Source organism: Rubritalea squalenifaciens DSM 18772 (genome assembly GCF_900141815.1).
GTDB lineage: Bacteria > Verrucomicrobiota > Verrucomicrobiia > Verrucomicrobiales > Akkermansiaceae > Rubritalea > Rubritalea squalenifaciens.
The window spans coordinates 403,146-419,493 of record NZ_FQYR01000004.1 but is presented as its reverse complement, the minus strand read 5'-3'; the positions used below and the strand labels follow the sequence as shown (position 1 = coordinate 419,493).

Below are 16,348 nucleotides of genomic sequence, written 5' to 3'. Positions count from 1 at the left end.
TTGTATGCTTTAAACTTCATCTTCAGCCAACCAGCGGAAAGATATCATGCGCATCTTACGGCCAAGCTTCTGATTGATCGGATTCAGTGATGAGCTTACTTGGTTCACTGGTTCATCAGCCGCGTCCACAAATTCTGGTACTCGCTGCACGGTGGCTTCGCACCATGCTCTAGCCACGATTTTCCCAGAAAGATCATGGGCTTCTCCGTATGCTCTGACAGTAAAGGTATCACAGCGAGCAGATAAAGCTGGCGCAATTCCCATCAGTATATCCGCTTGTGTCAAGAAGCCTGGTGCAGCTTTCCCGGTCATTCCTTTCGGATTAGCCAAGGCCTTTTTGTTCTGAAATGAACCCGCAACGGAATCTTCATCATATAATTTGGAATCAGCCTCACAATCTTTGTTGATTCCTGATTCGTCAATAGCTGCCTGTAATGCTCCGCAGAGACCATCCTCACCATCCACTAAACGCCGGTTCATAAACTCACCTAAACTAAGGAAAGGTCCTCTTGCTTTTACCTGTTTTACAATTGCTTCAGCTAGGGCATCAATTTCAGAACTTGTTAATTTCCTAGACCCAAACCAGCGCTTCTGCCAATAAGACTGCCCCCCACCTGAGGCCTCCACTGAGGAACCGTTTGCTAGTGTGAAACGTGAGAATGCAAAACCATTATCCAGAGATTCGGTCTCCCACTCCCCATTCTGGGCATTCAGGAAGGCTACAGTATTGCCTTTATAGTTCAAACCACTGAGCAAAGCTTTCCAAGCATGCTTCGATGTTGAGTTTACATTGAAGCTACCTTTAATCGTTAGATACTGTGCAAGCTTTTTGTACCCATCATCCCCCTCTAGTTCCAGTTTCGCTTTCTCAGCGTCGATAACATCTACATGATAACGCATGTTGGGCAGAGAATTCTTACCTTGAGATAGCTCTTCTAAAAGTTGAGACATGGATTTCTTATCCTCTACAAGCGGTGAATCCCAGTTTCCCAAGCCACTAGTATACCAGTCATCCCACAAAGCCTCGTTCAGCTTCCATGATTTATCATGTAAAGTGACAGAATAACCATTGTCACCTCCATGAAATCCCCCCAATGGAGAAGCCCCCTTATGTTCAACATCTGTCTGTGAAACGAATGGGTTCGCAAATGAGTTTGCAAATGCATAGTTAATGTTTGGGTGTGATTTTAGGTGCCAGGGCTTAAGCTTGTAGGTACCATAGTCATCACTCAGGTCACATATTTGGCTGGGGTCTTTGGGGTTGTGTTCATAGCGCGCCGCATAGTGACCTAGATCAGAATGCTGGAGCTGAGCCATTGATGTAATCGGCTGCACTGGAATTTCTCTGACAGGTACCATGGACTGACCATCTACGCCAACACTTCGGCCCAAGTGACCATTGTCACCATCGATTGCGAGCTTGATGTCATCAAAATCATTTACTCGTCGAACTATGAAATTGTAAGGACTCGTCGTCAATTGGTGCTCATTATTCTCTCTGATGAAGCACTGACCCAGAGTAAGTGGAGAAAAGAGGAAAGGAGAAAAATCCACCTGCTCAGACAGAGTTAGCTCATCACCTAAGGAGATATCTGCAATTGAATGCTCCGTCTTAAGCACAGCCCCAACTAACACAGAAGGCTGAGGATCCTCTTTGGACGTCGATGACAGGGAGAACAATGATTTATTAGGATCAAGATCTACAGAAGTTGCCCTCATTGACCCTACAGTCATGATGTCGGCTTGGTAAGACCATTGGTTTGGATAGCCCTGTGGACCGACAAGGTAGTTATCACTATAGAACCATTCATTCCGGCGGGTGTAGTATACTTCTATCGCAGCGTTACTATCCAAAACCAGCTTATTACCATAATGGTCAATGTTTGCAGAATACGTGCCACCGCGAACCTCGAAACCTCTATTGAGAGGAATAACCCTCGAGCTCGGCAGCTTGGGCCTATTGCTACCGTCTGAATAGAGAACCACCTCTCCAGGAGCCATAGACTTAGGCTTGCCGAATTGGTCTTTCAAATTCACCTCATAGCGTACTGTTGGAGCTGCAATCTGAGGCTGAGATGAATCGTAAGATTCATTCTCTCGGACAGGATGGTGCAATGCCCGATTCTGTATGAGGTTTCCAACACCTGGCTGCCTGACATTCAATGCAAGCGGCATGCTCCAGAATTTCAAATCGAAATGAGAATCAGGAGGAAGTGAGAGTTGTATATTGAAAGGGTTCCACAGTTCTATGATAGGTTGAACAACCATACACAACTGGCTCTTATCCGCTGACACTGGATCACCAAAGTATGAAACTAGCCACAGCCATTTGCTCACTACAGGCATACGGTGTTGCCAGCCTCTTCTACTACAAACGTCTAGCCAATCATTACCTAGTGAATAAGTGGGCTGATCCCCATCCCAAGTCAACAATCCCCCCTCAGAGAGAGGCTTGTAGGCCCTCATATAGTTTCTCAGATCATACCAGAATGGGCCATCCTCAAAAACTCGAGCTGCAATGTCAGGAGACAACTGCATCTCCTGAGGCAAAGCTTCTCTCTCCATCATCATATTAAGGTCTTTGCGCAGACCTCCCCACTTAACATTTGTTAGAACACCTACTGACTTCGTTGACAAATCATGATAATAATAACCTATATCACCATCTTCGACTTCTTGCTCAGCAGCTAATTTTAGAGTTTTCCAGCTATGAGTTTTTCCAAATTTCTCAGTCAGTTCTCCTTCCGTAGTCACAAACTTTCCAGCAAGAGCAGGTGCTCCCTGACCGTCAAATGCCTCCAGGCTGGTATTCGGGTGGGCAGCTTTTGCAACCAACTGGGTTGATCGATCATCTTTCTCTGATCTCTCAAAATCTATGCGAGCTTTCAAGCTCTCTCCAGATACCATCCAAGCATACGCCCCTTTTCGGTAATCCTGCGTGATTTGCACCTTTGGCACTGATACAATCTTGCGCTCAAGCTCGCCAGAGACCGAAGCGTCTGGTGCTAGACCGAGCGAACCGCGCCCGATCAAAGCCACTTCATTATTCGTGGACTCCACTTTGACAAAATCAATCTCTTCTACATCCTTCTTTTCACCGGAGACCAACCACTTCAGAAAGCGCCCATTTCTATCTTTGCCAGAATAACTATCTCTATAGTCATTTGCCAGATCAGTAACATCAGTTTTATCCACTCCATCTCCTATACTTCTCCATGTCCCAAGCAGATATTCCCTTTGCACACCTGACCCCAAAATATTAGAATTTGCTGTGATACGTTGGTCCGGCCCTGCAGCTTCCTGCAATTCACCAATCGCTATCATCAGGGCCATTCTTGCATTGGCCTGGGCCTCCACCATTGGGTCTCTGGCAATCCTGCTTTCCTGATTTGACAAACTTAGCATGCCCATAGCGAGAAGCATGATCAACACAGTCACACTAAGTGTGGCCACTAATGCAAATCCCTTCGGTTCGACTATTTTCTTTCGCGGAAACATATTCAGTAATTCGTATTCATTTTGAGTATTTCAAATCAATGAAGTACTTCGAAATATCCTGACGATAGATGTATTTACAATGAATTTTTTCCATTCAGAGTATCCTGTACTATATGACAGGACATGTCTTTTTACGATCACTAATCCGCTCCTAAGCATGTAAAATAAAGCTTAGAACACCTACACATAATTCAGCATTTACGTCTAAACAACTCAATGCTGTCCCCCCAAGAGACACCTGAACTCACACCCCAATCCCGCCGTGAGACGCAAAACGCACTAATACTTCACCACCTCTGGCCTGTCTCTTCATTAGACAGGTGAGATTAAGTGTAATCTCAAGTGTGCCGTCGTAATTTTGCGTAACTCAATACACACGCATCTCCTATTATGACTAATACACCTATTCTAATCGCCAGCTCATTACTGGTTTGCTTTAGCTCCTTGACTGCCCACACCCTCATCCCATCTCCAGCAAACTCTGAGATATCTGAAGGCAAAAAGCTTAGCTTGAAAAAATCCACCACCATCTACTTCAGTCCATCACTAGCTAATGAAGCCGGACTCTTGGCAGATCAACTGCGCGCGTCCACAGGCTGGCCATTCCCACTAAGACCCCTCAACAATAATTTAGTTCAAAGCGGCTCACACATCATCCTACAAACCACTAACACGAACCCTAACAATAGAGAAGCATACAGCCTGAATGTTGATGGAAATAGCGTAAGAATCACAGCTTCACACCCCGCAGGCATTTTCTACGGCACCAGAACATTACTCCAGCTACTGCCTTCTGAGGTCTATTCCAGTAGCCCTGTAGATAGTGTCAATTGGAGCATAGCGCATTGCTCGGTAGAGGATCAGCCACGTTATCATTGGAGAGGCGCCCATCTGGATGTCTCCAGGCATTTCCATGATATAGAAACTGTGAAGCGCTTCATCGATCGCATCGCATCCTTAAAGATGAATGTGTTCCACTGGCATCTTACTGACGATGACGGCTGGAGAATCGAGATTAAAAAGTACCCCAAGCTCACCAGCGTGGGTGCATGGAGGAACCGTGGCGCACGCGTAGATTCCACGCTGGAACCAGATAAGTACATCAACAATGATAACCTGTACGGGGGTTTCTACACCCAGGAAGAGATCAAAGAAATCATCGATTACGCAGCTAAAAGGCATGTCCAGATACTTCCTGAAATCGATTTCCCCGGCCATTGCGGCGCGGTAAACAAGTCCTACCCAGAATATACGGCGGGTAACTCAAATGTGATTTCAGCCTCGGACAAGGGCATCACATTCATGTGCGACGTTCTCGATGAGATTACTGATCTTTTCCCGATGCCCTACCTGCACATTGGCGGTGACGAGGTGGGTCACAACGCCTGGTCTGAAGATCCCGATTCTATTCAGCGTATGAAAGAGCTGGGAATTGAGGACGACCCGAAAAAGCTACAAGACTGGATGACCCTTCAGATCAAGAAGCATCTAGATCAAAAGAGAATCACCACGATTGGCTGGGATGAGCTCAGGGACCACAATGCCCCGAAAGACATCGTAATGATGGCGTGGAGAAACTCTAACTTTGAAACTCTGAGTGCTAAAGACGGCTACAAAACCATCGCAGCTCCTCTCCCTGAATGTTACCTCAATTACAACCATGATCCACTAGCCTCATTCCCTGGTCACGGCTACTATAACGTAACCCTGAAGCGCTCATTTCTCTGGAATCCATCTCAGAATCTCACAACTCAGGAGGCAAAAAACATCCTCGGGGGTCAATCCTGTATCTGGACCGAATACATCCCCAGAGAAAAGGATGTCGACTGGCTTATGTACCCTCGCCTTTTAGCTCTCGCGGAAACCTTCTGGTCCCCCAAACAAGAAGAGAATGAGTGGGATGCATTTCTTGATCGAGTCAACGCTCACAAGCGGAGAATGACCAACCAGGGTATTCACTTCGAAGTCCAACGCCCAAACTTACCATTCAAAACAGCTATTTTTAGAAAATCGGTCACAATTCCAGTCACTGGATTTCAAAAACCTGACAGCTTAAAATATACACTGGATGGGACAGATCCATCCATCACTGACAATTCTCCCAAGCGCCCCATTACAGCCAAAGAGAACGGTAAACTACTCATCTCCCGTTTTGAATCAGCCGATCACCACAGCTATCCGGCGGCGATCAAACTGGTGAAGGAACTATACCCTCTAGATAACCTCAAAACTGAGCCCGGACTCTGGGTCTCCTACACGGAGGGTAAATGGAATCACATTCCGGCTCCACGCTTTGTTCTTCCTCTCCAGACAGAGCAGGTATCCAATATTTCCATCAGCCATGCGTTGAGTAAGAAAAATTTCCTTCTAGATTATTCAGGTCTAATTCGCGTACCAGTAAGCGACACCTATACTTTCAATCTAGGTAGTGACGATGGTTCGATACTGGACATCTCTGGCATTCGAATCGTGGATAACGATGGGCTACATTCTTACAAAAAAGAAAGCAGCAAGGTCTATCTGGAGAAAGGCATGTACCCGATACGAATCGCTTATCTCGAAGGTGAAGGCGCTTCCAAGCTTGACGTCACCATCGCTTCCTCACGTATGGCGGAGCAGCCTATACCAGCGGACTGGCTTCTCAGAAGCAAGAAGCCACCGGAAGTCTTCTCCGTAAATATATCAACTAGTCTCCCAACCTATGGGGACAATATACCAGAGAAAGCGATGGATGATTCTGAAGTAAGCAAGTTCTGGTCAGCAGCCGCCCCACAAAAAGGAGATCATTTCACACTCGAAGTGACTTCAGACAAACTGGTAAAAGAAGTACTCGTGATTACAGGGAATGGAGGTAGTGACCGACTTGAGAGCGGTGTGCTTGAAATTTCCCAAGATGGTACAAACTGGAAGGAGGTAGCCAACTTCAAGGATGGCCAAGCTGGTGCTTTAGTGAATCAGCAAGTATCACACATCAGAATTCGGTGTACTGCCAACCAAACTGCCTGGTTAGTAATTAAAGAGATGATAGTTAAGTAAAAGGCTAGATGAAATATCTTTGATAAAACGGAGATTTGTGGCTTCTATACTAAATACACTCCTACTCAAATTTTGTGATTTCCCATGTTAAGTATGAAAGTACCCAGGCCAGACTCTCTTGTGCAACGTACGGTGGAAACCATACGTAATTCTATTAACAATGGGGAAATTGGCCCCTTGCTGCCGGGAGAGCCACGCCTAGCCAAAACACTTGGCGTGGCCAGGAGAACTCTCCGCAACGCTCTCGACATACTTGAGAAGGACGGGACGATAACCAAGGCCAAGACTGGATGCCCGAGAAAGGTAAGAAAGTCTCCTCCCGAGCAAAAGCAAAACACCCAGCACAAAACTCTCATCACTCTCCTGCCTCGTCCAGTTGAGCAGCTAGCTTCAGGCACTCAGGACTTTTTACGCGAACTATCTAACAACATAAAAAGTGATGAGGTAAGCGTCACCTATCTCCATCATCACATCTATCATCTGGCTAGTCCGGACAGCCGTCTGGATACCATCACTAGCCAGTCAAAGGCTGATGTCTGGCTACTCTACGAAGCTTCTAAGCCCATTGCCAGATACTTTGAAAAGAAAAAAATTCCAGCGATCATCTGCGGCGGCCCAGCGTTCAAGTCACGCCTCCCATACCTTGCCTATGACGGTGTCGCTACTCTCAGGCATGCGATCGGAGTACTCACCCGTGCAGGCCACACCCGCATCACATCCCCGATGCACTACAAAAGAAAAAACCGCATTGAGGCTTTCGCTGAAGAATTAAGTTCGAGAAAGCTACCATTCTCCGCAAACTACAATACGCCATGCTGGGAAAACGACCCCGAGGAACTCTATGGGATTTTGCACAAACTTCTCACCTCAAAGGAACGCCCCACCGGAGTGATCATCAATGGTATGGATGCAGTAATTACTCTCTATTCGGTACTATTGGAGCTGAACTTGAAAATACCTGAAGATATCAGTGTCGTCATAGCAGGTTCCGATCCACTGCTCCCATTGTTCCACCCCAAGCTGAGCTTCTACAGCACGGATCACAGGTCGCTCGCAAACGCACTGGCAAAAATGATCCGGCAGCTCTTGAAGACCAAAACCCTCTCAAGCGAGAACAAGCTACTGCTGATGGAATACTTCAACGGGAAGTCTGTCGCACCCCCACCTGTCCCCAAATGAGACACTCGGCAATTCGTCGAATCGAGGGAACCTGACACGTAGTGTGTGAAGAGCTTATTGCTCGCAACGAAACACACATTTACGATGAACAAACACTCACTCCTATCGCTACTAGTAGCCTTGCCGCCACTCATGGAGGCGGCATCTATTACCATCATTCCACAACCTCAGGAGGTTCAGGAAAGCCAGAAGTCATTCCAGCTTGGCACCTCCCTAACCATCCATTCTGAAGCTGTTGATCTTGCTCCTCTAGTCGATCTTTGTCAGGAAACTCTAAACGCCAGATTCCCTGTTACTCACAAGGGCGACACCACTAAGATCAGGCTCCTAGAAGCCACTGCACATCAAAAACTTGGAAAAGAAGACTACCTGCTCGAGATTTCGCAGAGCAAAGGCATCACGATCACAGCATCATCCCCTGCCGGCCACTTCTATGGATTCCAGAGCTTTCTCCAACTACTGCCGGACGAACTAAAGCAAGATGCAACCTTGCCTGAGGTCAAAATCAAGGACTCCCCACGCTTCCAGTGGAGAGGAATGCACCTGGATGAATCCCGCCACTTCTACGGCAAAGACTTTGTAAAGAAGTACATAGACCTTCTCGCTGCCTATAAAATGAATGTCTTTCATTGGCATCTGATTGATGACGGCGGGTGGAGGTTGGAAATCAAAAAGTATCCGAAGCTGACCAAATTGGGCGGCTTCCGCAAAGGCACAGCTGCAGGGTGGAGAGTAACCGAGTTAGAATTCCCCAAGTCAGAACAAGACCTCAAGTCCGGCGATTGGTACGGAGGCTTTTACACCCAAGAAGATATCAAGGAAATTGTAGCCTACGCCAAGCTCAGAAATGTCAGGGTCATCCCGGAAATCGAAATGCCGGGCCACAGTCTTCCAGCTATCTCAGCCTATCCCGAGCTCGCCTGTGGCGGAGACTTAAAAGATGACGGCGAAGGTTGGACACCATCTAGCCAGAACTCCTACTGCGCGGGCAAAGAGGCTACCTACACTTTCCTTGAGGATGTGCTGACCGAAGTTATGGCACTATTCCCAGACGAATACATCCACATCGGTGGAGACGAAGTTATCAAAAAATTCTGGGACCAGTGTCCACATTGCCAGGCTCAGATGCGTAAGGAACGTATTAAAAACACCAATGAACTACAGAGCTACTTCATCCGGCGCATGGAGAAATATATCAATGCCCACAACAGGCACCTGATAGGCTGGGATGAGATTACCCACGGCGGTCTAGCTCCGAATGCCACTGTCATGTTCTGGATCGGGATGGGAGCCGTACCTGAGACGGTCAAAAAAGGCCACAACGTAATCATGACTCCCATGTCCCCTTGTTATTTCGACTATGCTTACAGCAGCAACTCTACTGAACGCGTTTATAATTGGAACCCTGTGCCAGAGGAATTCATGGGGAGTGCTTACGAAAAGCAATTCCTGGGCGCACAAGGGAACGTCTGGACGGAATGGATGGAGACCTCAGACCGTGTGGAATATATGGTCATGCCCCGCATGATCGCCATGGCTGAAACTCTTTGGACTAGCAAAGACAAGAAAGATCTTCGCTCATTCAAATCTCGTCTCACTCACCACTTCAGCTACCTAGATCACTGGGATGTAAACTACCGCATACCAAATCCTGAGCCCAACGCCACCACTCACCTGTTCAGTGAAAGCACGAGTGTTACATTCCAAGAGCCACCTAAAGGCTTTCAAATCCATTACACCACTGACGGTTCTGAACCTACCATGGACTCGCCAGTCTACACCACCCCAATCAAGGTGGATAAGCCGCTCACAGTAAAATCTATGATGGCCAAGAGTGATCGCCACAGTGAAATCACAGCCATCCATTGCTCGAAGTTCTCACCAATCAAAGTCTCTGACCTAAAACCCGGCCTCACTGCCCAGTATGCTGAAGGTAAGTGGAAGAAAGTACCTGATTTTGCTACTTTATCAGACGTCAGTTCCTCCGTGGTTCAGACTCCTAATTTGGATATCCGCAAGAGGAATGACAACTTCGCATGCCGTTTCACCGGTTATATCAAAATACCCCAATCCGGACCCTACACTTTCTCTCTAGCCAGTGACGATGGGTCTCTGCTTCGTATTGGCGGCAATACCATCATTGATCACGACGGCCCACATGGATACTCCGCAAAGACAGGCACCGTACTACTGCAGACCGGCATCTATCCAATCGATATCGGCTACTTAGAAGTAGGTGGCGCTGAGCGTCTTGATATCAAAGTAACCACCCCAGGTGGAAGCACAGGCGACCTGCCAGCCAGCATCTTGTTCCACAAAGAAGGAGCACTCTCAACCAACACCAATTTGACCACCGAACTACCAGCCTCAGGAAAACACACGGCAAGTCACATCATCGATGGAAATAGAGGCACCTATTTCTGGGTAGCTCGAAAGGTGAGCAAAAATGAAACCATCAACTTGAAGCTCAGTACACCAATTGCCAGAGGTAAGACTGTCGTGGTCCATACCGGCTTACCTGATGGAGGTGATCAGTTTGATAATGGCGTGTTAGAAGGATCACTCGATGGTAAAACATGGGCTGTGCTGGCTCAAGAAACAGGTGGCATACTGGCAGCAAAGCTCACACGTCCTTTGAAGCACTTCAGACTAAGAGCAACGCAAGACATCCCTCACTGGGTTGCTGTTAGGGAATTTGAAATCACTGACCAATCTCCCCTCTCGGTCAAGACTGGCAAAGTGCGCTATAAGGGAACCAACCACACCATCAGACTGATAGGCCATATGGAGGGATTTGAAGACCTACAACCACACTTTGATGAAATAGCGTCCCTCTACTTCGATGCCTGGCCAAAGATCATTCACCTTATCGATGCTCCTGTTCACAAGACCAGAACCACTGTGAACATCGTTTTCAACGATAAGATCAAGCATCCTGCTCACGCCTTTGGCGACACCATCACCATGTCTAGTGGCCATCTCAGGAGAAATAAGAGTGATGCAAAAGGAGTCTTCGTGCACGAACTAACCCATATCATCCAGAATCACTCTGGGCCGGGTTGGTTCATCGAAGGCGTTGCAGACTATGTCCGTTTTAAAGTGATCAATAACGACGGATGGGCAAAGCACAACAGCCAGCACATCAACTACAATAAGCCTCTAGGAGCCTATTGGGCTTCAGCTGCTTTCCTTCTCTATCTGGAGGATAAATACCAGAAACCCATCGTGAAAACCGTTTCTTCTTCCCTTCGCGACAAAACCTACCACGAAGGAATCTGGAAGGAGCTAACAGGTCACACTCTTGAAGAGCTAACCACTGAATATCAGAAATCAAATTGGAAGCCTACATTGTAGATACACTTTATAAACTTCAGCATCTATGGACTGAAGTTTATCGCATAGTCTGAGTCACATAAGATTCATTGCGTAATATTGCCCGCTGAACTAAAAAACTTTCAAAAGTCTGATATTCCCGTTCAGCGGGCAACAAAATTAAAACAAACTATATACTGTTAGTACCCAGACCGCATCGATTCTTCATTGAGTAGAAAAAACCTACACCTTACTGACTACCCGCCTTCTTACACCAGGTACGATCATATCATCTTCGCCATTCTTTGCAGCCTTTGAAGGATCAAGCTGCTGTGGGGATTTACCCACCCACTCGCTCATCTTACCTCCCACCTTTACAACCCCTGAATGAGAATCAAATTCTAGAGTGGTAAAAACAGCATCTTTGTACGGACATGTCGAAGCAAGATGGTGGTACTGAGCATGAACTTTCTTAGAATAGCTCTCGTGCCTGTACTTTCCTCCCACCCAATAATAAGAGGCCGAATTAATATGCAGGTAATGGATGCCACCCAGTTTCACCACGTAATCAATATGCGTGTGACCATTAATAGCAATCACGACCTTGTCCTTATGTGAACTTAAAATTTTCTGAATATCCGCAGCATTATCTACCGCGTCCGGCCCGCCTAACGGCTGATGGGAAACGATCACACAAGGTCCGTCATACTGCTTTAATCCCGTTTCCAACCACTCCAGCTGTTCTGAACCTACATAATTGGCATAGCCTCCCTTGTGCGTTGGAGATCCCTTATCATTCCCATCTAGTACAAAGAAACGCAATCCGTCCACATCCTTGTGGTAATAACGGTTTTCAATCCCCCACGCCTTTAGCACCTGCTCTGTTGAATAACCAAGATCCGTATCATGATTCCCTATCACATGCATGACAGTATCATGTGCTCTATTAAAATCATCCACCAAGCCCTGACTCTCCTTTTTGGGAATAGCAAAATCACCCATCTGCAATATAGCGTCTGGTCTGATCTTTTTCATCTCCTCTAGAAAGGTCGCAAGACGTTTGTGTCCATCATGCATTATATCATGGTGCAAATCCGTGATTACACCCAACCTCACAACTCGGTTTATTTTTCCAAGCTTAGCCAAAACCTCCTGGGGCAAAGCGATACTTACAACCCCAGTGGACAACATCTTCAGAGCACTCCTTCTTTTCATAATCTATACATATAGAGACGATTATATTTCATATAACTTACAGTTCAGCAGCTTCCAAAAACATTCAACACCTTGCATTATGACAGCCCCCTCAGCTCGTCATTACGCCACATATGTAAAACATACGAGACACATGAACATATAGCTCTGATTTATAAGCTAGATTCCAAATCAATAAGCGATAGGCCAATCACCAGAATCACAACAAAATCAGTAACTAGTTACTCTTGAATTCTACAGAAACCGGATAGTGATCTGAAATACGATTCAAGATTTCATCTCTCGGGATAAAACTTTTACTAATGCGATGGTATAAATTCGGGCTGACCAATATAAAATCGACCCTCTGTCCATTCGCCGGAACCGTTTTTTTGTCCGCAAAAATCCCTGTCGGACAAGTCACCCTGTCCACGGCGTTCAAAGGAAGCTGTTTATCGACGACATCATGCAGACCAGCGTTGAGAAAGTGAGCCATCACCCCGTAGTCGAACTTACCATCCTTTAGGTTCTGAACGTGCGCGTGTTTGGTGTCGGTCTCACTCGCTGCCTTCAGCGCCTCTTCATTCTTATCTAGAAATAATCTGTCGCTCGGGCTCAGCGCATTGAAATCCCCCATAACGATGACTCGCTTCTTCTGCTCAAGTAGCGGTTTGATTTGCTCCACCAGGATTTCTGCCTCCCTAGTCCGCACCTCGTACTTGAACGGGGACAAATGAACGACAAATACCTCCAGGTTGGCTGTGCTCGCATGAAGGTAACCGTGATGCATCCCCTTGAGCCTCTTGTCTCTGATCTCAATAGGAGTACGTGATGTCAAACCAACCGAGTAGCCTGACGTTTTCAATAATGCCGAATACTCATGCCCCCATCGCTTTGCTATGCTACCTAGAAATTCAGGCTTAACATTGGTCAGCTCTTGTAACGCCAGAACATCTACATCCTGTTCCTTGATCCATCGAACACCATTCTCCAGTTGATTCTTATTATCAAAGACATTCCAGATATTATAAGTCATCACTCTGAAAACCTTGGCCTGTGGAGAACCACTTCCTACCTCGGCCCGCACACTCCCCCCTAGGCAAAAACCACATACCAATAGGATTGCCATAAGGCTAAATCTATTCATCGCTGCTAGCATAACTGTATCATACCCATAAGACGATTTACTCCCACTCAAATTATACCTGAGTGGGAGTAATTCTCTTTGTACCTATATGCTCTCTAATACACGCACAGAAAACTTATCTGCGTCTACGTAACAACAAAAGCAGCCCAGCCATACCGATTAGAGAGCTTGCTGCAGGCTCTGGGATAGCTGAAATGTTCACACCACCTGCACCGTCATCAGTAACTGAAAGCAACGCATTATCAATATCCCCCCCAAATCGCACTTTGTCGCTGTCGAGATATGCTGTGATGGCATCAGAAACGCTAATGTTGCCGACATTCATCACTCCATTGGCTGTAATATCGATATAGGAACCAGCAGAACCGATATAGATACCATTGGCACCGATGCTGCCATCGTTGATTTTGAAAACGCCACCAGACACATCAATGGTAGCTGCACCAAAATCACCTAAACTCAGAAAGCGTGACGAAAAGCTACCTCCTGATACCGTCATCGTATTTCCACCTCGTAATTTAAACTCACCATTACCAGTATGGTTAAATTCACCAGATGTTATCACCAGACTAGCGGTGTCTGCGCCAGAGTTACCAAACTGTACGTTGTTTGCTGAGGTGTTGACAACTCCGCCGCTAACAGTGAACACTGTAGAGCCATCAAACTGCCACCAGTTACTTACGGTTTGAGTCAGCTCACCGCCGCTCACAGTTACATTGGAGCTACCAAAGCCTAGACCAAAATCACCGCCTGGCGTATAAGTTACCAGACCTGAGTCAATCTGTGCATCGTCGGTACCATCCATGGCCGGTGCTGCTCCGCCGCCGTTCCAGTTGGAGTCACTCCAGCTTCCTGTGCCACCGTCCCAGAGGACGAGGGCTGCCTGACTGGAAGCTGTAAGTAGGCCTGCAGTGGCCAGAGTCATGAGTATGTTTCTTGAGTTCATATCTTGAGGATTATGTTTGTAATCATCACACTACCATTAGGTAATGATCTTTATACACTTGTAGAACCATCCTCATCTAACGCCACTATTTAGCAGCTGTCCCTTCTGTAGTCAGCCTACTCCTCTCCAACCATGAATACTATCACTTAGCGATGAAGTATGCGCGTATGGTAGACCGACCATTCCTCTCCGTCATCTGACACAACCTTGGGCTTCAACGTGTATTTCCCGGCAGGAATCGAAAGCGCTTCAAAGATGGCCAGCTTCCTCTCGGGATCAAAGGGGGCAGAGTAACTCTTCTTTCCAAGTTGCAGGATAGCTGTCCATTTCTTATTGGCATCCATCTTATGCTGATGTGCTCCCTCGAAACGGATGTCATATCTTCCGTCATGCACAAAATCGACTTTGTAAAAACCTACTTTGTTAGGCCGCCACGTGCCCTCAATCATGTCCTGCCAGGTAAGTACTGAAGGATTCTCCTTATCTTTATCAATGAGAATGTATGGCGGGCTTGGCTGATCTTTCCGCTCGGAACTTACGTCTGTATACCATGCTTCGTAGATAGCCACGAGTTCAGCAACTACATCGGGATGGCTCACTGACAAATCATTCACCTCTCCCGGATCCTTCTCCAGATCATACAGCTCCCACTTAGGCTCCCCGACAAAGCTCTCCCTCTGAGTACCGCTCGGATGCACCAGCTTCCATTTACCCCTTCGCACCATGCAGCTGTGGTATTTACTGATTTCATCACCACGATGATATTGAATGATAATCGGGCGCTCCTCCATACTCGTATAAGGAGCTTTCAGCTGGGACAGAATACTTCTCCCATCCAGATTCTGCGGCAAATCCTCAACCCCACACACAGCCAGCACAGTAGGCATGAGATCGATATGCGCAGCAACCGAATGCTTGACCTTTGTTCCCTGTTTGATCCCCCCCGGCCACTGGATTAGAAGCGGCGTCCGAACTCCCCCTTCATAAAGCTCGGATTTCTTACCACGGAACCTCCCCACGTATCGTCGCGTATTTGGACCATTGTCTGTTAGAAAAATCACTATGGTATTCTCAGTAACCCCCATCCTGTCGAGACGTTTGAATAACTTACCCATATTATCATCGATATTGGTAATCATCGCCGCAATACGGGCCAGTTTGTCGTTCTCTATTGCTCTTTGCCCTTCCTTTATTCCCACCATAATTCCACTGAAATCTACCTTCTTGTACTTATTATAGAGCTCCACCGGTACATCGTGGAATGGAGAGTGAGGCGCGTTGGGTGCCAGGTAGACAAAGAACGGCTTCCCATCCTGCCGGCACTTCTCCATAAAAGAGAAACTCCTCCCAAAAAACACATCCGTGCAGTATCCCCGCGTCTCTACCTCACGATCATTCTCGAATAACAGAGCATCTGTATACCGTGATGCATTATCACGGGGATCAGCCGGCTGTCCTAGCCCTCCACCCTTGTGAATGAAGGAATATTCGAAACCCTGATCACTGGGGCGCATAGGATAGTTATCACCCAGATGCCATTTGCCAAAAATCCCCGTAGCATAGCCAGCATCACGCAGAGCCTCCGCCAGAGTATACTCATCAGTCGACATCATTGACCTACCCAGATAGGTATCAATGCACTTCGTCCGGTGGTTATATCTTCCAGTCATCAGACACGCCCTCGTTGGGGAACACACCGGGCTCACATAAAACTCACTCCAGATCGCACCACGTTGTACCATCGCATCCAGTTCCGGAGTCTTAATCAAATCGTTGCCCATGAATCCAAAGTCCCCGTAACCCTGATCATCTGTCATCACTAAAATGACATTCGGCCTCTCCGCCCCATAGCAAAGCCCGATACCCAGAGCGAACAACCATAGCAGTCTAAAAATCATATCTCCCACTATACGTGAGTCATCACTACGAAAAATAGCAAAAATCCAGCTGTCTACTCATTAGACAATATGTACTTTAACCTAAAGTAGACCTTGCAACTAACTCATCTCAGAGCTATTGTAAAAATTGCAATTCTA

8 protein-coding genes are annotated in these 16,348 nt (G+C 46.8%); 3 read left to right on the top strand and 5 right to left on the bottom strand.

All coding sequences use genetic code 11. The annotated features are described in order from the left end of the window. Positions 1 to 9: 9 nt before the first annotated feature. Complete coding sequence (locus tag BUB27_RS12050; RefSeq protein ID WP_159434939.1) at positions 10 to 3,498, bottom strand: hypothetical protein; 3,489 nt, start codon at positions 3,496 to 3,498, stop codon at positions 10 to 12. Positions 3,499 to 3,888: 390 nt separating this feature from the next. Between BUB27_RS12050 and BUB27_RS12045 the strand changes: the two genes are divergently transcribed. The 3 genes from BUB27_RS12045 (at position 3,889) to BUB27_RS12035 (ending at position 11,067) form a co-directional block, all read left to right on the top strand. Then, positions 3,889 to 6,534, top strand: coding sequence for a family 20 glycosylhydrolase (locus BUB27_RS12045; RefSeq protein WP_143184095.1), 2,646 nt, complete (start codon positions 3,889 to 3,891; stop codon positions 6,532 to 6,534). Between the two features lie 93 nt (positions 6,535 to 6,627). Then, positions 6,628 to 7,713 (top strand): substrate-binding domain-containing protein, encoded by a 1,086-nt coding sequence (locus tag BUB27_RS12040; RefSeq protein ID WP_159434938.1) that lies wholly within the window; start codon positions 6,628 to 6,630, stop codon positions 7,711 to 7,713. 84 nt (positions 7,714 to 7,797) lie between these two features. Then, a complete protein-coding gene (locus BUB27_RS12035) occupies positions 7,798 to 11,067 on the top strand; it encodes a family 20 glycosylhydrolase (protein ID WP_143184093.1) in 3,270 nt (1,089 codons plus the stop codon). A 201-nt stretch (positions 11,068 to 11,268) separates the two neighbouring features. On the opposite strand, the gene BUB27_RS12030 is transcribed toward BUB27_RS12035, so the two are convergent. The 4 genes from BUB27_RS12030 to BUB27_RS12015 all read right to left on the bottom strand — a co-directional run bounded on the left by BUB27_RS12030 (position 11,269) and on the right by BUB27_RS12015 (position 16,210). After that, on the bottom strand, positions 11,269 to 12,216 hold the full coding sequence (locus BUB27_RS12030; protein ID WP_268793980.1) for a metallophosphoesterase family protein: 948 nt from the start codon (positions 12,214 to 12,216) through the stop codon (positions 11,269 to 11,271). Between the two features lie 241 nt (positions 12,217 to 12,457). Then, the gene (locus BUB27_RS12025; protein ID WP_159434937.1) at positions 12,458 to 13,348 is read right to left on the bottom strand and encodes an endonuclease/exonuclease/phosphatase family protein; all 891 of its coding nucleotides are present in this window, start codon (positions 13,346 to 13,348) and stop codon (positions 12,458 to 12,460) included. 133 nt (positions 13,349 to 13,481) lie between these two features. After that, a complete protein-coding gene (locus tag BUB27_RS12020; protein WP_143184090.1) occupies positions 13,482 to 14,312 on the bottom strand; it encodes a hypothetical protein in 831 nt (276 codons plus the stop codon). 146 nt (positions 14,313 to 14,458) lie between these two features. Then, on the bottom strand, positions 14,459 to 16,210 hold the full coding sequence (locus tag BUB27_RS12015) for an arylsulfatase (RefSeq protein WP_143184089.1): 1,752 nt from the start codon (positions 16,208 to 16,210) through the stop codon (positions 14,459 to 14,461). Positions 16,211 to 16,348: the final 138 nt, after the last annotated feature.